The sequence below is a fragment of the Mycobacterium gordonae genome (genome assembly GCF_002101675.1).
Classification (GTDB): domain Bacteria; phylum Actinomycetota; class Actinomycetes; order Mycobacteriales; family Mycobacteriaceae; genus Mycobacterium; species Mycobacterium gordonae.
On the sequence record NZ_LQOY01000104.1, the window covers coordinates 1 to 22268 of the forward strand.

A 22268-nucleotide genomic window follows, 5' to 3' on the forward strand; every position below is an offset into this window, starting at 1 on the left:
GGCTCTTCGTAATTCAGAGTGCATTGACAAGTTGGTGGAGTGCTCCGCTGTGTAGTAGTGAGCGCCAACGGTAGTGGGTGAGGTTGCGGAATCCGAGGGCGTTGCGGCGCAATGCTTCCAGGCGGCCGTTGATGGCCTCGGTGGGTCCGTTGGAGACGTGGTGGTCGAAGAAGGCCAGGATGTCGGCGCGGCGGCGCGATAGCGTGCGGCCGAGTTGGGCGATCTCCTCCAATCCGGCGGGTACGCCGCGCCGACTTCCAGGCGGCCGTTGATGGCCTCGGTGGGTCCGTTGGAGACGTGGTGGTCGAAGAAGGCCAGGATGTCGGCGCGGCGGCGCGATAGCGTGCGGCCGAGTTGGGCGATCTCCTCCAATCCGGCGGGTACGCCGCGCCGTATCGACTCGATCAGCCTGGTCATTGCCTTCTTGCCGTGACGTCGGTTCGGGTCGGCGTAGGCGGCGATGATCTTCTGATAGATCAGCCAGGCGACCTTGACGGCGAGATGGTCGTCGCCGTCGAGCACCTCGGTCAGCCGGGTGTATTGGCGTGGGGAGAGCAGCTGCAGGCGGGTTCGGGCGATGCGCCGGATCCCATAGAGCGGGTCACCGGTGTGTCCGCGCCGACCCAGGGTCTGCTGCTGGATGCGTTGGCGGATCAGGTCGAGCTTGGTCCCGGCCAAAGCCACAACGTGGAAGGGGTCCATCACGGTGACCGCGTCCGGGATGACCTCGGTGGCGGCGGTCTTGTAGCCGGCGAACCCGTCCATCGCAATGACCTCCACGGCCCGGGCAAAGTCGGTGGGTTGGGCGGCCAACCACGTGGCCAGTGCGGTCGCTGAGCGTCCTTCGACCAGGTCGAGCAGGCGTGCCGGGCCGGTCTGGTCGTGGGTAGGCGTGAGGTCGATGATCAGCGTGACGAACCCCTCTGTGCCGCGACGCCGAGGCGCCCAGCGATGCTCATCGACACCGATCACCGTCACCCCGGCCAGCCGATCCGGCCCGGTTGTGGCGATCAGGCCGGCGGTCGCACGCATCGCGATGGAGCTGACAGTATGCCAGGACACCCCGAGTTCGGCGGCGATCGCCGAAATGGTGGTGCGGTCGATCATCAACCGCCGCAATACATACCGGGCACAGCGCCGCGTCGTCGATGAGCGCGGGGCCGCCAACTTGCCCAGATCCTGGTTGAACACTGCCCGCCCACACGCTGGCGTTGTGCAGCGGTAGCGAGGTAGGGCACCCTGCAGCACCAGCGGGTAGCCGGCCACCGGCAGATCCGTCAACGGCCGAGTCACAGTGTCGCGGTAGCGGCCCTCCCGGCCGCAGTCCGGACACCTGGCGTCACAGGCCACCGGCCTGCAGAAGATCGTCGTCGTCTTCTCGTCGACCGCGGCGTCGGTGATCGTCACCCCCAACTCGATGGTGCGCATGATCGTGTCGGCAACAACAGACGGCGGGCAGGCAGTAGCCTCAGGCAAGGGTCACCTCGGTGGTGTTGGTGAAGCGGCGTGTAGGAACCTGAATCGTCACCCACCGAGGCCCCACCTCAGCTCAACGACACGAACCCCCACCGCGGATATCCGCCAACCACTGCTGCACGCTCATTTCCGCAGAGCCGGTTTGATGGTGGGCGTCAGGTAGTTGAGCCGGTCGTTGACCAGCCTCCAGAGCCGGTTGAGCACCGCACGTTCCTCGTCGGTGTCATAGCGGTAGTAGAACCCATACTTGCGGACGAGGTGGTTGTTCTTGGACTCGATTGTGGCCTGATCGTTCTTCTTGTACGGCCGCGACCTGGTGAAGAAGATCTCCATCTGCGCAGCCCACTTGATGACGGCCTTGTTGAGGAATTCGGTTCCGTTGTCGAAGTCCAAACCGGTTACCTCGTAAGGTATTTCATGGACACCGGCTTTGAGGGCGCCGAGGATGTGAGTGTGGGCGTTGTTGCGTTCGGTGCGGGTGAAGACCCAACCGATATGCATATCGGTGAGGTTGACGGTCCGGGCGAACTCGCCTTTGAGGGTTGGACCGCAGTGCGCGACGGTGTCGCCTTCGAAGAACCCCGGAGATCCCTCGACCTCGTCGGTTGCCTTGCGGATCTTGATCGAAGACCGCAGCAACGGGGAGGCCTTGGTGGTCGATTTCCCCTTGATCTGGTCGCGCGCCTTGACCGCACGCAGGTAGCGGTCGATCGTCGCGCTGCTCATCGCCAACAGCTCGGCACGCACCTGCGGGCTGTAGCGGTCCACACCTGCGCGTCCGGCCGGGTTTCCAGCAGGCGAGGTACGACGCGGCGACCAATAAACCCGGTACCGCCGGTAACGACATAGCGCATGCAAGCCATCGTGGCGGGTCACACCGCGCACGTCAACCATGCTGTCCAGGCATCAGCCGGCGAAGTTGCGGATGCCGTCCCAGTCCACCAGCGTCCAGCCGGTCATCGGGTTTCCGGTGATCACCACGCGGCCGACGTTGGGCAGCGGATGACTGGTCGCCAGGCTGTCCTTGGCGTTCTTCGTGTTCATCAGCGTCCAGTACTCGATGGCGTACAGATGCGAGAACACCACCGGTTGGTTGTGGCCGCTGTTGTAGATCTTCTGCACGGCCGCGGTGAACCAGTCGTTGAACTCCTTGCCGGTGATCGACCCGGGGATGCGGTCTCCGACGTCGCCGTTGAGCCAGTCCGCCGGTACGTCGAGGGGGCCATCGAGACGGGCTTGCCCTCGTACCAGCCGGCGTTGATCTCTTGGATGCCTTGCAGCACCTCGACTTGCTTGCCGAGTTCGGCGGCCAACGGCGCGGCGGTCTGTTGCGTTCGCACCATGGTGGAGGCGTAGACGGCGTCGTACTTGTTGTGGGCGAGTTGGTGCGCGACCTGTTCGGCCTGCCCCTTGCCCTCCGGGGTCAGGCCCGGGCCCGGCACGTCGGTGTCGATGACGCCGCTGGCGTTGGTCTCGGACTCCGCGTGCCGGACGAACGTCACGGTGATGCTGTGGGCCTGCGGTGACCCGCCGCAGGCGCCGACGATTACCGTTGCGGCCAGCACGGCTACCGCTTTTGAGGCCTTCCTGATCAAGCTGGGATTGCGCATGGCGATAGCCTGCCCCGCCGACGGTGCCGGTGGGAAGGGTTTGCGATGGTTGGGTGGCAGAAAAGCTTGAAGGGAGACTCGTATGGCGATTGACCCGAGTGCCGTCGGTGCGACGACGGAGCCGATGCTGTTCGAATGGACGGACCGGGAGACGCTGCTCTACGCGCTCGGTGTCGGCGCCGGAACTGACGACCTATCGTTCACCACCGAAAACAGCCACGACATCACCCAGCAGGTGCTGCCCACCTATGCGGTGATCTGCTGCCCGGCGTTCGGTGCGGCGGGCAAGATCGGAAAGTTCAACTGGGCCATGCTTTTACACGGGTCGCAGGGCATCCGGCTGCACGCACCGCTGCCGCCGGCGGGCAAGCTGTCCGTGGTCTCCGAGGTCGCGGACATCCAGGACAAGGGCGAGGGCAAGAACGCGATCATCGTGCTGCGCGGCCGCGGCACCGACCCCGACTCGGGGGAGCTGATCGCCGAGACACTCACCACGTTGGTCATCCGGGGCGAGGGCGGGTTCGGGGGAGTGCCGGGTCAGCGGCCGATCGCGCCGGAGTTTCCCGACCGCGAGCCCGATGCCCGGATCGCGCTGCCCACCCGTGCGGACCAGGCGCTGATCTATCGGCTCTCCGGTGACCGCAACCCGCTGCACAGCGACCCGTGGTTCGCCAGGGACATGGCCGGTTTCCCGAAGCCGATCCTGCACGGGCTGTGCACCTACGGGGTGTCGGGCCGCGCGCTGGTCGCCGAGCTGGGCAAGGGCGTGGCCGCCAACGTCACGTCGATAGCGGCGCGATTCACCTCGCCGGTGTTTCCAGGGGAGACGCTGACCACGCTGATCTGGCGGACGGAACCGGGCAAGGCGGTGTTTCGGACGGAGGCTTGTGGCGCCGAAAGCGCGAACGCGCGGATCGTGTTGGACGACGGCGCGGTGGAGTACGCGGAGGCCTAGCCGATGGCTTAGAACCCGGTACGTCGCCCCGGCGCGCAGGCGTTCACTGGTGCGCCTGGCCTGCCGTCCAGCCATGACCTGTCCCGCATTCGGCGGGCTTCGGGGGGATCGCTCGGGCGCTAAGCTAAACAGCTATGTGCTACAGTTAGCACATGTCTACGGTGGGCGTTCGTGAGCTGCGGCAGCGGGCCAGCGAACTCCTCCGTCGGGTCGAGGCCGGCGAGACGATCGAGATCACCGACCGTGGTCGGCCTATCGCCCTTCTCTCGCCGATGCCGGAGGGCGGTCCGTACCAGCAGATGCTGGCAAGCGGCGGGATCGAACGTGCGACGCTTGACTTTGATGACCTTCCCGAGCCGGTCCGACTCAAAACGGGTATCGAGCTGCCGTCCGTGACGCTTGCGCGCCTGCGTGAGCACGAGCGTTGATGGCGGCCATCTACCTGGACTCGTCCGCAATCGTCAAGCTTGCAGTTCGTGAGCCAGAGTCGGATGCGCTGCGTCGCTACCTTCGCACCCGGCTGCCGCGGGTGTCGAGTGCCCTTGCGCGGACGGAGGTCATGCGGGCTCTGCTCCACAAGGGTGAATCAGCCCGAAGAGCCGGACGCCGGGCGCTCGCGAGCCTAGACCTACTACGCATCGACAACCGATTGCTCGATCTTGCTGGTGGGCTGCTGCCAATCGAGCTACGCACCCTCGATGCAATTCACCTGGCGACTGCCCAGCGGCTCGGCATGGATCTTGGCCGGTTGTGCACTTACGACGACCGCATGCGCGACGCCGCCGAGGCGCTCGGCATGGCAGTGATTGCCCCGTCTTGATCGGCTACCTAGGGTGGCGCGTGAGGCGGCCAACGCTTCATGTCCCGGCATGTCGCGCCAACCTCGTGCCACCGCCGAATGGGGACACCGTCGTGCTGGATCACTCGAATGTTGGCACCCTGAGCGCCGTTAGAACCGTTGCCGTCGCTAATTTACGCGGGCGTAACTTAACCGCTGTGCCAACCTTTCGGTGAACTCGGCGGCGCGCGCGGGACTGTCCAACGCAAACAGCGCGGCGGTGGCGCGGTCGCCGTCTTCGCTGTGTCGCACCAGGATCGGGATACCATCATCGCGGACCGCGTCGAACGCGTCCTCGTCGGTGATGTCGTCGCCGAGATAGATGGGCACCAGCGGACGCGCGTCGGCCTCGCGCAGGTGATTGATCACCCAGCGAAGCGTCTTTCCCTTGTCCCAGTCCATGTCCGGACGCAGCTCGATGACTTCGCGACCCGTCGTCACCCGAAGTCCGTCCCGCCGGCCCGCCGCGCGCACCGCCGCGGCAACCTCGCCCACGCGGTCCCGCGCGGCGTTGCGGTAGTGGACCGCAACGCCAAATCGCTTGTGCTCCATCATAACTCCGGGGATCGAGTCGAGCCGGTCGCGCAGCTCGGCGGCGGCCTGTTCGAGCACCGGTGTGGCCGCCGCCGCGGCGTCGTTCTGGTGGTGTGTGCCGTCGGGTGCGGTCAGCTCGAAACCGTGGCTGCCGGCATACCAGATCCCGGGCACACCGAGGCGCTGTGACACGTCGGCGAGGTCGCGGCCGGACAGAACCGCGACCGGGCATTGCGCGGCCAGCTTCCGCAGCGCCTCGACCGCGGCGGCGACGGGCCGGGCCGCGGCGGGATCGTCGACGATGTCCGACAGCGTGCCGTCGAAGTCGAAGAACATATGGCCGGCCTCCGGTCGGTGAGGGCACCGAGGGCCTGCACAGCATCGGGTAGCTGGGACATCCGGTGGTCCCCGGTGCGCACGGCGACCTCATCCAGATCGCCGACCACGGCGTCGGCGCCGACGCGCCGCAGGGCGTCACTTTGCCCTGTTCGGTCGAGGCCGATGACCAACGCGAATCCGCCGTCGCGCGCGGCCTGGACGCAAGCCGCGTTGTCGGTAAGGACGGCGCATCGCCCCGGGCGGACCGACAGCTTGTCTGCTGCCTCACTCAGGGTGTCGCGGACGTTACCGTTCGACGCGAAGACGCCGGTGTCGACGCCGGCTTCGCGCAATCGCCGGGTCAGCGCCTGGGTGCGGTCCAACGCGGTGTCGAACAGCACCGCGTCATGGCGGCGCGGGTCGATGGTGACCGGCATTGACCAACCTTCTCACGGTGTTCAACGCCGGTGAGAGCGGGTCAGTGACGTGCCGGCGTGGGTGCCGACGGTCGCGGCCGCTGCGCCTGGCCCGGAAACGCGCGCGCCGCGCGCGTGCGCCGGCGGTCCTTGCTGAACAGCAACACCGAATCCTGGCTGAGCGCCACCATCCGTGCCATGCCCAGCTCGATACCGGCTGCCAGCTGCTTGACGTCGGCCGTGGCGTCGTATTCGGCGGTGATGCCCGAATACCAATTCGTCGCCGTAGCTGAGCATCGCGACCCCGGTGCTCAGCTGCAAGGCGATCGGGGGGATCGGCAGCAGGCGCTCCATCGTCTGGCCCATCAGCCGCAGCTGATGGCGAGGCCCGGGCGCGTGGTTCGCCAGCGTTACGAGGCCGCGCTGCGGGAGCCTGGGTAACAGTTGTATGAGGTTGCCGCGCAGCATAGTTGGCAGACAATTGATCGCAGACTCCACGATACCGGGCGGAGATTTGTCGGCGTGCTGCGCTTTCCACCGGCTGTGCACGGTCCGCAATTGCTGGACCGGGTCGTCATGCTCGACGGGCAGGTATGGCAGTAGTGCCGAACGTACCGGCATCGGCACCAGGGTGCGCAGCGAGTCCGCCCGCGGTTCTTCGCCGCGGCGTAGCAGAACCCTTCGGAAGCCCTCGGTGATGGCCGCCAGCGCGACATCGTTGACGGTCACACCGAATTTGCGGCACACGCACTCGACGTCGGCAATCGGGACGCGCACCGTGCTGTAGCGCCGCAGGACCGGGTCGACCGAGGGCCGTGCCGTCGGCCAGATCGCCCCGACGAAGTTGCCGGCGAGTGCCCCAGCCCACTCCAGGGGCCAGCCGCGCTTCGAGGCCTGCGGCGGCGAATCATGTTTGTCGCCAACACCGTTCGCGAATGCATCGTGGTCGGCGTCGTCGCAAAGCCGGGTGAGCAGGTGGGCGGCTGAGTTCCCGTCGGCCAAGCCGTGGTGGATCTTCATCAAGATTGCCCACCGGCCGCCTTTCAGGCCCTCGATCACCCAGCACTCCCACGGCGGACGGTCCAGGTCGAGGGGACGCTCCAGGGCGTGGGCGATCGCGCCGGACAGCTGGGCGTCGTCGCCCGGGCGCGGAATCGCCACCCAGCGCACATGATGGGCCAGGTCGAATCCGGGACAGTCGATCCACTCGAAGCTCTGCGTCCGCAGCACCTGTGTGCAGCGCGGTATCGACTGAATCCGTTCCGCCAGCAGCTGTTTCAGCAGTGCGTAATCGGGGACGCCACCATCGACGATGGCGACCGCGCCGATCACCAGGCTGGCGTACTGATCGGGATCTTGAGCTCTCAGGTACGCCGTATCCAGTGTTATCGCTTGCGCCATGCGCAGTCCCCGCCCCTCGTTTCTCGCACTTGTACCAGTATTTGCGCGGGACCTCCGGGGCGGTAGGCCAGGAGCGTTAAGAATGTGTTTAGACCCGTTAAACAGCTCGCCTAAGTCGAACATACTTATTGCTTATCTGCTTAAGTGGACTCGTTTGCTTAAAAAAATTCGTCAAAAGTACTGCCGGGCAGTGGTTTAGCAGTTGCTCGCAGAGTTTGCTCTTGGCCTTCGGCGGCGCCGATGAGGTCGGCTAGTGGGTGGGGATCGGTGTTGACGCTTTGTTGCAGGAGTCGGTAGAAGAGCATTCCGCGGGCTTTTGACCTGCGGCGATTGAATCTGAAGGTGAACTCGTCGAGGTAGTACTGCAGGTGCTCGCGTTCCACGCGGGTGTAGCGGCCATGACAGGAGCGATCGTCGGCGCCCGCGACGGCGTTGAATCCATCCCTGCTCGCTGGCTCGAAGCACTCGAAGACGGCGACCGCGGACGCACCCACGTGAAGCAGCTCGCCGCGCTTCTGCTCAGGTAGCGCGCTCTGCGCCCTACCCCCCGCTCACCTAGGTGCGTGGGTCGGTATCCACGAGTTGTTGGTGTGTCACGCTGATGGCGACGTGGATGGTCGGGAAAACTGTGTCCATGGATTTGATGACGGCCCAGGATCAGCTGTTTGAGACCGAGTCCGCGCGGCCTCGCTCGTCATCGTCACCGGGCGAGGTTTCGGTGGACAAGACGTTTCGGGCCTATGACCAGGATCAGTCGTTTTTGATGCCGCCGTCGTTGCGGGATTGGTTGCCTGACGATCATCTGGCGTTGTTTGTGTCCGAGTTGGTCGATGAGGTGCTTGATCTGGCAGTGTTTTTCGCCTCCTACAGCGAGGCCCGGGGCTTTCCGCCGTATCACCCGCGGCTGATGCTCAAGCTGCTGCTCTACGGGTACACCAGCGGGGTTCGTTCATCTCGCAAGATCGAAGCCCGTTGCCATGACGATGTGGCGTTTCGGTACCTGGCCGCCAACACCGCACCGGACTTTCGCTCCATCGCCCGCTTTCGGCGCCGTCACCTCGCCGCGCTGGAAGCCCTGTTCCTGCAGGCGCTGACCCTGTGCCAGCAGGCGGGCATGGTCACGATGGGCCGGGTGGCCCTCGATGGCACCAAGGTCAAGGCCAATGCCTCCCGTCACAAGGCGATGAGCTATGACCGGATGTGCGAGGCGGAGCCGGCCCTGCAAACCCAGGTCGAGCAGATCATGCGGGAGGCCGAACGCGTCGATATCGACGAGGACCAGGCCCACGGCCCGGACAATCGTGGCGGTGACCTGCAGGGCGAATTGGCCCGCCGTGAGAGCCGGCTGGCCAAGATCCGCAAGGCCAAGGCCGACCTGGAACAACACGCCAAAGACCAGGCCGCGGACAAGGCCCGGGCAAGGGCGCAAAACGCCGGCCATGATGACGACGCGGCCGCGCGGGCCGCCGAGCAGGCAGCACAGTGCGCGACCGTCAAGCCCAAGGCGCAGCGCAACTTCACCGACCCTGACGCCCAGATCATGAAGACCGCCGACGGCAGCTTCCACTACTGTTACAACGCGCAGGCCGTCGTCGATGAAGAACATCAGGTGATCGTTGCGACCGACTTCGCCGAATCCGGCGCCGACAACCCCGCATTCGGCGAGCTGCTCGCCCAGACCATCACCAACACCGCGACCACACCGCGTCAGACGCTCGCCGACGCCGGCTACTTCAGTGAGAACAACATCGACGCCGCCCACAAGGCGGGCACCGATCCGCTGATCGCGACCGGCCGGCTCGCCCACGGCGAGCAGGTTCCCGACGCGCCACGGGGACGGACACCGAAAAATGCGACACCAAAGGCGCGGATGGCCCGCAAACTTCGCACCAAGAAGGGCAAGGCCGCATATTCGCGGCGCAAGGTGATCGTCGAGCCGGTGTTCGGGCAGATGAAGACCACCCAGGGGGCGAGTCGACTCCTGCTCCGCGGCCACCATCACGCCCGCGCCGAATGGCGCCTGCTCGCCGCCTGCCACAACCTGCGAACCCTCCTACTACAACATTGCAGCGCAGGCTGCGGCCGGCTGAAAGGGTCGTGCGCAGCGAGTTACGGCCACCGATCCGCCATCCCGCGGAATGCGGCCCGCCCGATCACACCACCAGGCCAACAAAACGCCGCCCGATGCCCTCCGTCCAGGACAAATCCACCTGCCGACCCGACAAATCCGTTACCGACCCACGCACCTAGCCGGGGGCAGCAGGAATCAAGATCACTACAAGTCAAGTCCCCACGGAATCAGGGGAACCCCTTCACCCGAGCTGCACGGCGTATTGACGGCAGAGCACCTACGATTGGCCGCTGATCAGCCCGCACCCTACTTTCCCGTGCTGGTGACCGGTGCCGCCGCCTCGGCTCCACCGGCGGCAAGCTCACCCTGGTCCGCAGCACCCACTGTCTTTGACAGGCGAGCACCCAGCCGCTGAAATGCGTCCACCGAGAATGGCTGCATCATACGGCGGTTGACACCAGGGGCGATACGGAGCATGAAATAGCCCAGCCAGGCCTCGGTGCGCACCGGCACGACCGCCAAATCAAACCGTACCGCACGTACGACGGCACGAGCTACGAGGTCCGAGCTCATCGGCGAGACCCTAAACTTCTCGCTAAATTCCTGGAGCTTCTTCGTGAACTGCTTTCCTTGTTCGATCAGGTTCTGATCGACGCCGACTACGATCGCGCGATCAGCGATGTTGGTGTTGATCACACCCGGGCACACGGCGCTGACGCCGATGCCTCTCGGTCCGAGTTCGAGCCGCAAGCACTCGGTCAGCATCTTCACGCCCGCCTTGGACACCGAGTACGGCGCCATCACCGGCGTGGGTGTGAACGCCGCCGCTGACGCGATGTTGACGATGTGGCCACCGCCGCGCTCAACCATCTGGGCGCCGAACACACGACATCCGTGGACGACACCCATTAGGTTCACACCGAGTTGGCGGTCCCAATCCGAGGGACTCAGCTGCAAAAAGTGGCCGCCCACCAAGATACCTGCGTTGTTGACCAATACATCGGTGTAACCGTGATCGGCTAACACATCGCGACCGAACACCGCCCAGGCGTCGGGGTCGGTGACGTCCAACTGCGCCGCCGACGCGCCGAGGCCGTAACCGCGGATCATCGCGGTGGTCGCTTGTGCCGCATCCAGATCGATGTCGGAGACCACGACGTGGGCGCCGAGCTTAGCGAACCTGATCGCTGTCGCCCGGCCAATGCCGCTTCCAGCCCCGGTGACCACCACCAGGCGCGGTCGCAATCGGTTGAACTTCACAGGCTCTCCTTCGTCATGGCCGCGGCTGCGTCCAGAACCGCAACGCCCCTGCTGTATCGGTAGACATCAAGGTTGTAATAGCGGTTCTGCCAGTACATTTCGCCGTGCGTCGACGGCCGAAACGGTGAATCGCCCTGGTTATTAATGTAGTAGGTGTTCGAACCCGCACACGCCGGAGTGAACAGGAAGTTATTCTGTTGGCGCTTCAGGCATTTCCGAAAATACTCGTCGTGGGCTTCCTGACGAATCTCGCAGACCGTTGCACCGCGGCGCTTCGCTTCGGCTATGGCGCGGCTCAGGTGAGCCGATGTCGCTTCGATCATCCACAAGTACGAGCCGAGCACGAATCCGTAGGGCCCGGTGATTGAGAACATGTTCGGAAATCCGGGAACCGAAACACCCTGGTACGACTGGTATCTCTGCTCACTCCAGAACCGCCCGAGATCGACGCCGCCCCGCCCGATGACGGGGAAGGGAGGCACCGCGCCCGCCTCCCACAGCTTGAACCCGGTCGCGCAGATCAACACGTCGATCTCGTGCTCCACGCCGTCCGCCGTCCGTACCCCCTTCTTGGTAATGCACTCGATCGCATCGGTGACCAGGCTGACGTCGTCGCGGTTGAAGGTACGCAAGTAGTCGTTTGACATCGACGGGCGCTTGCAGCCTAACCCGTAGCGTGGGATCAGCTTCTCCCGAACGACCGGGTCATCGATCTGGCGGCGCATCCAGCGGCGGGTAGGAACCTCAAGCATCCGGCGGCTCGCGTTCGTCAGCCACTGTGGACCGACCCACATCCCGGCCATGCCGACCTCGGTTGCGACGGTTCCCACCAGGCGGATACCCGAACGGATTCGCTTACGCCCCAGAACCCACCGGATGGCGGACGTGACCTCCTTGTCAGGTTTTGGGAACACCCATATCGGTGTTCGTTGGAAGACTGTCAAATGTTCGACTTCGTCGACAATGGCCGGGACGACCTGCAGCGCCGTTGCGCCAGTGCCGATGACCGCGACGCGCTTGCCCGCCAGCGCCACGTCATGGTCCCAGAGTGCGGTGTGCATGAGCACACCCCCGAACTCGTCGAGACCCGGGATATCAGGCATCTTCGGGCGTTCGAGGCCACCGACCGCCATGACTACATTTCGGCCGGTAATCTCCTGATCGGCGTCGGTAGTCAATCGCCATAGGCTATTGCGCTCATCGAGCACCGCCGAGGTGATCGTAGTGTTCAGCCGCAACTTTTGAGCTAGGCCGTACTTGTCCACAAGGTCGCTGGCGTAATCGCGAAGCTCGTAACCCGGAGCGAAGATCCGCGACCAATCACCACGCTGCTCGTAGGAAAAGCTGTAGACAAACGAGGGAATATCCACCGCCACACCCGGATAAGTGTTCGCATGCCAGGTGCCGCCCACCTGATCCCACTTGTCGACAATCACGAAGTCGTGAATGCCTCTGCGTTGCAAGGAGATACCAGCACCGATACCGCCGAATCCAGCGCCGACGATCACGACTTCATGGTCTGGAGTGACACGCTCGACAGTCGGTAACTGCTCGATGTCGATCGTTGTACTCAACTTGAACTCATGGCCTTCCTGCTACTTGAGATGACCGACAAGGGCACCGTCGTCGCCGAACAGCTCCTGCCGCCACTGCTGCACCAGCGCGGTCGTGTCGATGTCGTCGGGATGGAAGCCCGGCTTTAGGTACATGCGCAGATCGGCCATCAGCCCCTGCACCAACGGGCCCCGGAACACCGCACGCGTTTGACGCGCCACTTTGATCGGGCGCCATCCCCGCGGATCGGCCAAAATAGACAACAGCACCCCGATCGACACCACCGGGATCGTCAGGATGTACAGCACCGCCATCACCCCGATCCGGAGCCACTCCGGCCCATCGACGGCCCGGTAGACGTCGAACGCCACCGACTTATGTTCCAGCTCTTCCACCGCGTGCCAGTTGAGCAGGTTTCGCACCTCGGGATCGCCAGGAATCTTTTGTATCTCTTCGCCCAGCATGCGCTCAGCCAGTGTCGCGGTGTAGTGCTCGGCCGCCGCCGTGACCGCCAGGGGTACCCGCGCTGGCAGCAGGTTCTCAATTCGCACGATCAACCGCTCCCGGCGGCTGTCATGCGGGAACATAAACAGCCGGACAATCGGGTAGCCCATCTCGATGAGCTTCTCGTTGAGCCGGCGGTGTTCCTGGCCGTGCACCGACTCCTGGCCAAATGAATCCGGCCACCCGCTTCATCAGTACCGGATCGGTCATCTGATCGGCAAAGCGCCGAACCGACCGGATAAACAACTCCTCACCTGGCGGAAACACGCCGGACAGCAACGCCACAAGGTGGCTGAACACGATATTGCCCTCAACGAAATGGTGGTCCATCGGCTCGGGATCGCCGAACCAAAACCGAATCCGCCGAGCCTTAGGATACGTACTCTCGGCTACTTTTTCGGCTGCTGTTCCGCTTTTCGCAGCCATTGCCTGACTAGCTACCATGGCAATCCCTTTTGTTGTGGATGTTCGCAATCACTTCAGGTAGCCGACGAGTTCTCCGTCGGTGCCGAAGAGTTCCTCTTGCCAGTGCTCCAACAACGCGTTCGTGTCGATGTCGTCAGGATGGAATCCCGGTCGCAGATATTTCGTAAGGTCTGGGATCAAACCCCGGAAGATGGGGCCACGGTACAGCCGATAGGCCTCCCGTATCACCCGTAGCGGCTGACGACGCCCATCCGGGTCGTGCGCCAGCGAGTAAACCAATGTGACGGCTATGAGGAGAAGCAGGGTCGGAATCATCACGGCCATCACACTCCTGCGCATCCGCTCCGTACCTCCCGCCACCGTGCGGAAGACATCGAATGCGACCGATTTGTGCTCAAGTTCCTCCACGGCATGCCAGTTCAGCACGTTCCACACCTGCAACTCGCCCGGAATCGCCTGGATTTCCTCTTCGCCCAGCGTGCGCTCAGCAAGTACGGCGGTGAAGTGTTCTGCAGCTGCTGTTACCGCCAGGGGTAGCCGCGCAGGCAGCCGCTCCTCCAGTCGCTTGACCCAGTCGTTAAACTTCTTCGAATCCCACCAAGCGATCGGGTAACCCATGTCGATGAGTTTCTCGTTCAGCAGGCGGTGTTGCTGTCCGTGGACCGATTCCTGGCCGATGAAGCCCGCCACCCGTTTCTTCAACGTGGGATCGGTGACCTCATCTGAGAATCGACGCACCGACCGAATAAACAACTCCTCCCCTGACGGGAACGCACCCGATAGGTTCGCCACGAAGTGGCTGAACACGATGTCGTCGTTGACGAAGTACTTGCCGTGTGTGCCGCCGTCGCCGCCAAACGGAAAGCTTATCCGTCGGGTCCTCGGATAACGGGATCCAGCGCTCGCTGCGGTCACCGACTTTGCCTCTTGCCTTGCGTGGTCACTCGCCATGAATGCTAGCCCCTTCCTTGAACGTGTGACGTGTAGTTCCAGGTACCAATAGTACTAGGTGTTGGAACCACGCTACTGCGGATCCACGAGGTCGGCAAGCATCCGGCAAGCATCACGAAAAGTGCCCGCGAAACGCCCTCGGTGCATCACGTAAGAATGCCCGCGAAACGGTGATCCCCGCCAGGCATGGAGAGTGGGCTGTCGATGTCGTCTCGTGCCGAGATCACCGCGAAGTTCGCCAAGGCGTATGTGAAGGCGTCGAAGGCGAATAAGGGGCAGATTCTGGATCAGGTGGTGGAGGTCACCGGCTGGTCGCGTGACAATGCTCGGCGCCGGTTGACGGCCGCGGCCCGGCCGCCGGGAGCGGGCCGGCAGGTCGCCAAACGACCTCGCCGGCAGCGCAAGCCGAAGTATTCCTATGACGCGCTGAAGGTGCTGGGCCACTGGAGCGAACGGCGACGTGCAGTGTCGGTTTGTCGTCGTCTGACTCGTCTGGGCGGGAGACTTGATCCCACATGGTGTCGATCATCGGTTGCAGGAAGAGCTGTCCCAGCTGTCGGACCATGATGTCGATGATCTGGGTGGATCCGCTTCGCTCCGCATTTGCGATACCGGCGTCGCGGGCTTTGATGAGCTCCGTTCGGGTCAGCTCTGTCAATCGCTGGAGCAGTTGGCCTTTAGACCCTGCGGGGTCCAGTAGCGCGCGGCGCAGATAGTTGACGACGGCTGGGTTCGATTCGAGCATCTCCTTCACAGCCACGTCACGCGCCGTGGCGACTTGTCTTGGTGTTCCATCAACGGGGACCTGCGCGATCGTCTGCGCGAAGTAGTCGACGACGAGTTGTTCAACGGCGCGGCGGATTCCGTCCTTGGTCTTGAAGTGGTGGACAACCAGCCCGACCGTGACGCCGGCTCTCGAGGCGATATTTCGCATCGACGTGCGGTCCTCCCCGAACTCCGCGAACAGGTCCATCGCGGCGTTGCGAATGCGCGCCTTCGCGGTCAGGTCGTCTGCGCCTGCGCGTGGATCGGCGAACGGTCCCATGCGTCTCCTTCGTTCCGGGCAAGTGTACAGTGAACATCACTTCTTGTACAGATAGGAAGCTTCCTGTACAGTCGTACGGTATCAATTGAAGGACCACATGGTGCAGGGCAGTCTGAACGGCGTTCGCATCGTGTCGCTTGCGGTGAACATCCCGGGCCCGCTCGCGGCGGCACGGCTGGCGCGCTTCGGCGCGTCGGTAACAAAGGTGGAGCCCCCTACCGGAGATCCCTTGGCCGCGGTCGCGCCCGGCTGGTACGCAGAGCTCGCCAGCAAGCAGACGGTCTTGGTTCTGGACCTCAAGGACGCCGGCGACCGCGCCAAGCTGGACGTCGAGCTGACTTCCGCCGATGTGTTGCTCACCGCCATGCGCCCTTCGGCGCTACGCAGGCTCGGGCTCGACGACGCGCATGTCAGGTATCCGGGGCTCTGTCACGTCGAAATCGTGGGCTACGACGGTGACCTCGAGGAGCGTCCTGGCCACGACCTGACCTATCAGGCCACGCACGGCACCCTGCAGCCCCCGTTGATGCCGGCGGTTCCGGTCGTGGACCTCCTGGGTGCCGAACGTGCCGTGTCCGGGGCCCTGTTGGCGCTGCTTGATAGGCCGAATTCCGGTGCCGGCCAACACGTCCGGATCGTACTGGCGGACGCCGCAGCCGACGCCGGCGCAGCCGTGCGGTACGGCGTCGCAGGGCCCGGCGACCCGCTCGGTGGCGCGACTCCGACCTACGGGATCTACGCCAGTGCCGACGGCTATATCGCCCTGGGCGCAATCGAACCGCATTTCCAGAAGCGGACCCTCGAGGTCCTGGGCGCAGCAGATACCTACGAGGATCTCGCACGAGTCTTTGCCGGACAAAGCACGCGCCACTGGGAAGAAGTCGCCGAGACGGTTGACATCCCCATCGTTGGAATTCGTACACCGGAACAAGGAGTGGAACATTGAACGCGCGCGAAGCAGTGATTGTCGGGGCGGTGCGCACGCCGGTGGGTAAACGAGGTGGCGCTTTGAGCCGGTGGCATCCGGCCGACTTGCTCGGTCACACCTTGCGAAACCTGGTGGAGCGCAGTGCGATCGATGCCAAAGACATCGATGACGTCATCGTCGGCTGTGCGATGCAGCATGAGCACCAGTCCGGAAATATCGGGCGGCACGCGGTGCTGGCTGCGGGTCTACCCGAATCGGTGCCGGCGGTCACCATTGATCGCCAATGCGGGTCCGGTCAGCAGGCGGTCAACTTCGCTGCATTCGGCGTCACCGCGGGCATCTACGAGCTGGCGATTGGGTGCGGTGTGGAGTCGATGTCGCAGGTGCCGATGCCTGCGTCGTTCATGCCGGGCGCGCCGCTCGGTCCGCAGTACTCGCCCGTGGAGTTGGCCCGCTACGACGACAACTTGGTGGCGCAAGGGGCGGCGTCGGAGTTGCTGAACTCCAAGTTCGGTATTTCTCGCGAGGAACTCGACGAATTCAGTATCCGAAGCCATGAGCGAGCATTCGCCGCGACCCGGGCGAAAAAGTTTCGCGCGCAGTTGGTGCCGATCACCGTCGATCCGCTGGATCCGTCGGCGGCGCCCGTCAGTGCCGACGAAGGAATCCGTGAGCAGTTGGATCCGGCGAAGATCGCGTCGCTGGAGCCTGTTTTCGCGGCCGACGGCCGCACAACCGCGGCCAATTCTTCCCAGATCAGCGACGGGGCAGCGGCGTTGCTGATCGCCGAGCGTGGCTACGCAGAACGCAGCGGGCTGGTTTCGCGGGCGCGGTTCCTGGCGATGACGGTCGCCGCGGCGGACCCGGTACTGCAGTTCACCGCGGTACTGGACGCCACCCACAGGGCGCTCGAGCGCGCCAACCTGAGTGTCAGCGACATCGACTTGTTCGAGGTCAACGAGGCCTTCGCCGGGGTGCCGCTGATGGTGCAACGCGAGTTCGGCATTCCCGATGACAAGCTCAACGTCAACGGAGGCTCGGTCGCAATCGGGCATCCGCTCGGGTCGACCGGGGCCCGCATGCTCACCGATCTGCTGTGCGAACTCGAGCGCACCGGACAGCGCTACGGCCTGCAGACCATCTGCGAGGCCGGCGGAACCGCCAACACCACCATCATCGAACGAATCTAAGGCACAGACATGGTCAGGGAAATCGTGAAGGGCGTGCCGTCGACGCACGGCGACCACTACCAGCTCAACACCACCAACCTGATCAGACATGCGGCGCGCACCTATCCCGAGCAAGAGGTCGTCTACCGCACCACGGAGGGCGACTGGCAGCGGTACACCTACGCAGACTTGTACGTTCGGGTCAAGCGGGCGGCGAACGCGCTCAGAGGAATAGGGATCGGCCCGGCCGACACAGTCGGAGTGCTCGACTGGAACAGCAAGCGGCACTTTGAGCTCAGCTGGGCCATTCCCGGCATCGCCGCGGTGATGCTGCAGATGAATCTGCGGCTGGCCACCGAAGACCTGAGCTACGTCACTGACCACGCCGAGGCGCAATGGATCCTGGTCGACGAGACACTCCTTCCGGTCGCCGAGGCGTTGGCTCCACACGTGCCGAAGGTCAAGGGCTGGATCGTAATGTCGGATAAGCCGCTCACCGAGATCGACACCACGCTGGAAAACGTCTTTCACCTCGAGGACCTGATGGCCGAGTCCGACACCGAGATCGACTGGCGGGTCATCGACGAAACCTCTGCTTACAGCGCGTGTTACACATCGGGAACGACGGGTCGGCCGAAGGGCGTCTACTACTCGCATCGTGGCAGCTACCTACACGCGATGGCGATGGCAGCAGCGATCAATCTCCGTCGCGAGGACACCGCGATGCTCATCACCCCGATGTTTCACGGCCAGTCGTGGGGGCTTCCGCACACCGCGATGTGGACCGCGGCGAAGGTGATCCTACCCGGCCGCTACCTGGCCGAGAACACGCAAATGCTCGTCGACGTGATGATCGCGGAGAATGTGACCGTCGCGAACGGCGCACCGGCGATTTTCCAGCCGATGCTGGACTACATCAAGACCCTTGCTGTGAAGCCAGATTTCAGCAGGACGAGACTGCTGTCCGGTGCGACCGAGCCGGCGAAGTCGCTGATGCGCGATTTCCACGAGCTCACCGGCGCCGATTTTGTGCAGGGCTACGGTGCGACCGAGACGACGCCGCTGATCACGATGAACATGGGCATCAAACCGTCCCTGCAGGGCACGATCACCGACGACGAGAAATGGGATTTCAAGCGTTTTCAAGGGCTGCCCGCTTCCGGTATCGACATCCGGATCGTCGACGACAACGGCAATGACCTGCCGCACGACGGTAAGAGTGTCGGCGAGGTACTGATGCGTGGGCCCTGGGTCATCGAGCGATACCACCAGCTCGACGACGACGACAACGCCGACCGCTTCCTCGACGGTTACTGGCGCAGCGGCGATGTCGGCACAATCTACCCGAACGGGTATCTCAAGCTCACCGACCGCCTCAAGGACGTAGTCAAGAGCGGCGGTGAATGGATTTCCTCTATCGATATGGAGAACGCCATCGTCGGACATCCGCTGGTGAAGGAGGCCGCGGTTGTGGGGATCAGCCATCCGAAGTGGCAGGAACGTCCGCTGGCCATCGTCGTGCCCGTCGAAGGTGGCGTGCTGACCCGCGATGACATCGTCGGTTGTCTGCAGGGGCAGTTCGCCAAGTGGCAGATGCCCGACGCGGTTCTCTTCGTCGAGGCGTTGCCGCGCACCAGTGTCGGCAAATTGGACAAGAAGATCCTGCGGGCCGAACACGCCGACGTTTACCGGGATGCGGTCACGTGAACAAACAAATTTTGCGATCGACTCGCGACGGTGCGGTGGCCCTGCTGGAGATCAATCGCCCGAAGTCGAAGAACAGCCTCAACGACGAGCTGTTGGGCGCGATGGGGGCCGAGCTGGCGGCGTTGCGGTCCGACACGGCCGTGTTGGCCGTGGTCATCGCGGGCGCCCACGGCATGTTCTGCGCCGGCGCCGACATCACGGCGTTCGACGAGATCCGGGCCCGGCCACTGGTCACCGGAGAGTCCAATGAGAGCTTCTGGTCGATACTGGCTGCGTTTCCGAAGCCGGTCATCGCCGCGGTCGAGACATACGCACTCGGGGGCGGCTGTGAGCTGGCGTTGGCCTGCGACATTGTCATCGCCGGCGAGTCGGGCCAATTCGGACTTCCCGAGGTGAAGATCGGCGCAATCCCTGGCGCTGGCGGAACTCAACGCCTCATTCGGGCGATCGGCAAATCCAAGGCTATGGCAATGCTTTTGACGGGCGATTCCATCAAGGCCCAGGAGGCGTGCGATGCAGGGTTGGTAGCCGAAGTCGTCGCCGACGGCGAGGCCGTGCCACGGGCGCTGGCGATGGCGCAACGGATCGCGACGAACTCCCCGCTAGCGGTGGCGCTGGCCAAGGATGCCGCTGTGCACGCGTTTCAGACATCACTGACGCAGGGACTCGAACACGAGAAACGGAATTTCTACGTGGCGGTGCATTCCGCCGACAGTCACGAGGGCCAGGCGGCATTCCTCGCCAAGCGCGCGCCCCAGTTCACCGGAAAGTAGGTAAAGCATGCCCGGACTCTTATTCCCGGACTACGTCGTTCCGTGGGAGACCGAGGATCAAAAACTCCTGCGCAAGCACGCCGCCGAGTTCTTCCGCAAGGAAGCGACTCCCAACCAAGCCAGGTGGGCGAAACAGCAGAAGGTGGACCGAGAATTTTGGAACAAAGCCGGCGCTGCCGGGCTTTTGGGCCTCGACCTGCCCGAGCAATACGGCGGTGGTGGCGGCAGTTTCGGTCACGAGGCGGTGGTGATGCAGGAGCGCGCCTACGCGCACGACACCGCGTTCGGTTTCTCCGTGCATTCGACGCTGGCTTCCCACTACATCGCCGAGTATGCCTCCGAGGAGCAGAAGAAGCGCTGGATCCCGAAGATGGTCAGCGGGGAGATGGTGATCGCCGTCGCGATGACCGAACCGGGCACCGGGTCAGACCTGCAGTCGATTCGCACCACCGCGGTTCGCGACGGCGACGAGTACGTCATCAACGGCTCGAAGACCTTCATCTCCAACGGTTCCCACTGCGACCTGGTGGTGATCGTGGCCAAAACTGAGTCCGGACTGTCGCTGATGGTGGCCGAAACCGAAGGGCTGGCGGGTTTCCAGCGCGGCCGGGTTCTGGAGAAGGTCGGCCAGCACGGCCAGGACACCCGGGAGCTTGCGTTCACCGACATGCGGGTGCCGGCCGCAAACCTGCTCGGCGGCGTTGAGGGCAAGGGCTTCGCCCAGTTGATGGAGCAACTTCCGCGCGAGCGGTTGACCATCGGGGTCGAGGCGATCGCGATGGCGGAGGCGGCGGTAGTAGAGACGATCCGTTATGTCAAGGAGCGCACCGCGTTCGGCAAGCCCCTCCTCGCCTTCCAGAACACCAAGTTCGTGCTGGCCGAATGCAAGGCGGAGGTGCTGGCCGGCAAGGCGCTGATCGACTACTGCACCGGCCGGTACCTCGACGGAAAACTCGATGCCGCAACCGCATCGATAGCCAAGATGTGGGGATCTGACAAACAAGTAGAGGTCACTGACAAGTGCCTGCAGCTTTTCGGTGGATACGGCTACATGATGGAATACCCGATCGCGCAGATGTATGCGGCGGCTCGGGTGCAGAAGATCTACGGCGGCACCAACGAGATCATGAAGGTGCTGATCGCGCGAAGCCTGTAGACAGACACACAAAAGGAGCAGCCGAATGGACATCGCAGCTAGCAGCGCGGTCGTCACCGGTGGCGCGTCCGGGCTCGGTTTGGCGACGGTGGAGACGCTGGCGCGGTCCGGAGCGCGGGTGGTCGCCGTCGACCTGCCCAATGCAAACACGGACGCGCTAAGCCTCCTCGGCGACACCGTCCGGTTCGCGCCCGCCGACGTCACCGACGAGGATGCAGTGACCAGGGCCATCGAGATCGCCAACGCGGACAAGACATTGCGTATCATCGTCAACTGCGCCGGCGTCAGCGATGGCACCAAGACCGTCAGCAAGAAGGGCCCTTTCCCGCTCGACGCGTTCGAGAAAGTAATCAAGATCAACCTGATCGGGACCTTCAACGTCGTGCGCCTGGGCGCATACGCAATGTCGCAGAACGACCCCGTCGGCGGCGAGCGTGGCGTGATCGTCAACACTTCCTCCGGCGCGGCCTTCGACGGCCAGATCGGGCAGGCGGCCTACTCCGCTTCCAAGGGAGGTGTGATGGCGGCGACGCTGCCGATCGCGCGTGATCTGTCGTCGTACTTGATCCGGGTCAACACGATCGCTCCGGGGCTGTTCGAAACCCCGCTTCTCAACTCACTTCCAGAGGCTGCGCTAACCGCTCTCAAGGCGCTGACGTTGCACCCAAACCGACTCGGTGATCCTGCCGAGTACGCACACCTGGTCGTAGCCATCGTTGAGAATCCGATGCTCAACGGCGAGACGATCCGTCTCGATGGCGCAGTACGGATGCCTCCGAGGTGATGTCCGGCCGTCAGAGTTGCTGATTGGATCCCACAACTCCAGGAGAGAATCAACGTGCAGGACAGTGTCCGCGTCGTCGTCGACCATGTGAACGAACACGGAAAATCGCGGCTGAGCGAGCGGCGGGTGGTGGCATCGGTGGGCCAGGCACTGCGTTGCAAGATGCGCAACGAGCGTGAACGCAGTTTCGTCTTCGTCACTCCGAGTCGGAGTCGGAGAGAGAGAGGCTTAGTCACGTTAGCCAACAGTCGACGAGTTCCTGAGCCCACGGGTATCGCCCGTTAGCCCTTTCAACGCCTGGAACAGCCGTTGTTGGCGTGTCCCTCCATCAAAACTCTCTGATGAACCGGCATCATTCTTGCTGACTGAATAGTTGATCAGATGATGTTTCT

Annotated in this window: 13 protein-coding genes and 10 pseudogenes; 10 read left to right on the forward strand and 13 right to left on the reverse strand. The window is 63.8% G+C overall.

What is annotated here, in order from left to right:
• Positions 1 to 13: 13 nt before the first annotated feature.
• From AWC08_RS39655 to AWC08_RS17125, 5 genes and pseudogenes are all read right to left on the reverse strand, one after another.
• Positions 14 to 160 (reverse strand): annotated as a pseudogene (locus AWC08_RS39655) (transposase); the annotation flags it as partial.
• Positions 161 to 264: 104 nt separating this feature from the next.
• Positions 265 to 1428 (reverse strand): annotated as a pseudogene (locus tag AWC08_RS38320) (ISL3 family transposase); the annotation flags it as partial.
• Positions 1429 to 1599: 171 nt separating this feature from the next.
• Positions 1600 to 2244 (reverse strand): integrase catalytic domain-containing protein, encoded by a 645-nt coding sequence (locus tag AWC08_RS17120; protein WP_019731991.1) that lies wholly within the window; start codon positions 2242 to 2244, stop codon positions 1600 to 1602.
• Positions 2223 to 2330: pseudogene (locus tag AWC08_RS35390) on the reverse strand (NAD-dependent epimerase/dehydratase family protein); the annotation flags it as partial. The pseudogene AWC08_RS35390 and the gene AWC08_RS17120, both read right to left, overlap by 22 nt.
• A 52-nt stretch (positions 2331 to 2382) precedes the next feature.
• Positions 2383 to 3086 (reverse strand): annotated as a pseudogene (locus tag AWC08_RS17125) (histidine phosphatase family protein).
• An 82-nt stretch (positions 3087 to 3168) separates the two neighbouring features.
• Between AWC08_RS17125 and AWC08_RS17130 the strand changes: the two are divergent.
• The 3 genes from AWC08_RS17130 (at position 3169) to AWC08_RS17140 (ending at position 4861) form a co-directional block, all read left to right on the forward strand.
• Entirely contained in the window at positions 3169 to 4041 is an 873-nt protein-coding gene (locus AWC08_RS17130) for a MaoC/PaaZ C-terminal domain-containing protein (RefSeq protein ID WP_007168405.1), read from the forward strand.
• 152 nt (positions 4042 to 4193) lie between these two features.
• Positions 4194 to 4469: a type II toxin-antitoxin system Phd/YefM family antitoxin gene (locus tag AWC08_RS17135; RefSeq protein ID WP_007168406.1), complete on the forward strand. Its 276-nt coding sequence runs from the start codon at positions 4194 to 4196 to the stop codon at positions 4467 to 4469.
• Entirely contained in the window at positions 4469 to 4861 is a 393-nt protein-coding gene (locus AWC08_RS17140; RefSeq protein WP_007168407.1) for a type II toxin-antitoxin system VapC family toxin, read from the forward strand. The genes AWC08_RS17135 and AWC08_RS17140 overlap by 1 nt, the downstream gene beginning before the upstream one ends.
• Before the next feature lie 147 nt (positions 4862 to 5008).
• Here the strand turns inward: AWC08_RS17140 and otsB are convergent.
• The 3 pseudogenes from otsB to AWC08_RS38325 all read right to left on the reverse strand — a co-directional run.
• A pseudogene (gene otsB / locus AWC08_RS17145) lies at positions 5009 to 6168 on the reverse strand (trehalose-phosphatase).
• 41 nt (positions 6169 to 6209) lie between these two features.
• Positions 6210 to 7548, reverse strand: a pseudogene (locus AWC08_RS17150) (wax ester/triacylglycerol synthase domain-containing protein).
• Positions 7549 to 7706: 158 nt separating this feature from the next.
• A pseudogene (locus AWC08_RS38325) lies at positions 7707 to 7934 on the reverse strand (IS1595 family transposase); the annotation flags it as partial.
• A gap of 332 nt (positions 7935 to 8266) precedes the next feature.
• Here AWC08_RS38325 and AWC08_RS17160 point away from each other — a divergent pair.
• Positions 8267 to 9625 (forward strand): annotated as a pseudogene (locus AWC08_RS17160) (IS1182 family transposase); the annotation flags it as partial.
• Between the two features lie 300 nt (positions 9626 to 9925).
• Here the strand turns inward: AWC08_RS17160 and AWC08_RS17165 are convergent.
• The 5 genes and pseudogenes from AWC08_RS17165 to AWC08_RS17190 all read right to left on the reverse strand — a co-directional run.
• The gene (locus AWC08_RS17165; RefSeq protein ID WP_007168413.1) at positions 9926 to 10879 is read right to left on the reverse strand and encodes an SDR family NAD(P)-dependent oxidoreductase; all 954 of its coding nucleotides are present in this window, start codon (positions 10877 to 10879) and stop codon (positions 9926 to 9928) included.
• The gene (locus AWC08_RS17170; protein ID WP_007168414.1) at positions 10876 to 12453 is read right to left on the reverse strand and encodes a flavin-containing monooxygenase; all 1578 of its coding nucleotides are present in this window, start codon (positions 12451 to 12453) and stop codon (positions 10876 to 10878) included. The genes AWC08_RS17165 and AWC08_RS17170 overlap by 4 nt, the downstream gene beginning before the upstream one ends.
• A 21-nt stretch (positions 12454 to 12474) precedes the next feature.
• Positions 12475 to 13363: pseudogene (locus tag AWC08_RS37390) on the reverse strand (metal-dependent hydrolase).
• 48 nt (positions 13364 to 13411) lie between these two features.
• Positions 13412 to 14314 carry a metal-dependent hydrolase gene (locus tag AWC08_RS17185; RefSeq protein ID WP_170826078.1) on the reverse strand — a complete coding sequence of 301 codons (903 nt, stop codon included), beginning with the start codon at positions 14312 to 14314 and terminating at the stop codon, positions 13412 to 13414.
• A 445-nt stretch (positions 14315 to 14759) separates the two neighbouring features.
• Positions 14760 to 15359 (reverse strand): annotated as a pseudogene (locus AWC08_RS17190) (TetR/AcrR family transcriptional regulator); the annotation flags it as partial.
• A gap of 97 nt (positions 15360 to 15456) precedes the next feature.
• Between AWC08_RS17190 and AWC08_RS17195 the strand changes: the two are divergent.
• From AWC08_RS17195 to AWC08_RS17220, 6 genes are read left to right on the forward strand one after another with little or no spacing between them, the layout of a single operon-like run.
• The gene (locus AWC08_RS17195) at positions 15457 to 16305 is read left to right on the forward strand and encodes a CoA transferase (RefSeq protein WP_042909893.1); all 849 of its coding nucleotides are present in this window, start codon (positions 15457 to 15459) and stop codon (positions 16303 to 16305) included.
• A complete protein-coding gene (locus AWC08_RS17200; protein WP_019732177.1) occupies positions 16302 to 17477 on the forward strand; it encodes a thiolase family protein in 1176 nt (391 codons plus the stop codon). Before AWC08_RS17195 ends, AWC08_RS17200 begins: the two co-directional genes overlap by 4 nt.
• 9 nt (positions 17478 to 17486) lie before the next feature.
• Positions 17487 to 19163 (forward strand): long-chain-fatty-acid--CoA ligase, encoded by a 1677-nt coding sequence (locus AWC08_RS17205; protein ID WP_007168424.1) that lies wholly within the window; start codon positions 17487 to 17489, stop codon positions 19161 to 19163.
• The gene (locus AWC08_RS17210; protein WP_007168425.1) at positions 19160 to 19936 is read left to right on the forward strand and encodes an enoyl-CoA hydratase/isomerase family protein; all 777 of its coding nucleotides are present in this window, start codon (positions 19160 to 19162) and stop codon (positions 19934 to 19936) included. The genes AWC08_RS17205 and AWC08_RS17210 overlap by 4 nt, the downstream gene beginning before the upstream one ends.
• Positions 19937 to 19943: 7 nt before the next feature.
• Positions 19944 to 21092, forward strand: coding sequence for an acyl-CoA dehydrogenase family protein (locus AWC08_RS17215; protein WP_007168426.1), 1149 nt, complete (start codon positions 19944 to 19946; stop codon positions 21090 to 21092).
• A 25-nt stretch (positions 21093 to 21117) separates the two neighbouring features.
• Positions 21118 to 21876, forward strand: coding sequence for an SDR family NAD(P)-dependent oxidoreductase (locus tag AWC08_RS17220; protein ID WP_007168427.1), 759 nt, complete (start codon positions 21118 to 21120; stop codon positions 21874 to 21876).
• Positions 21877 to 22268 lie beyond the last annotated feature (392 nt).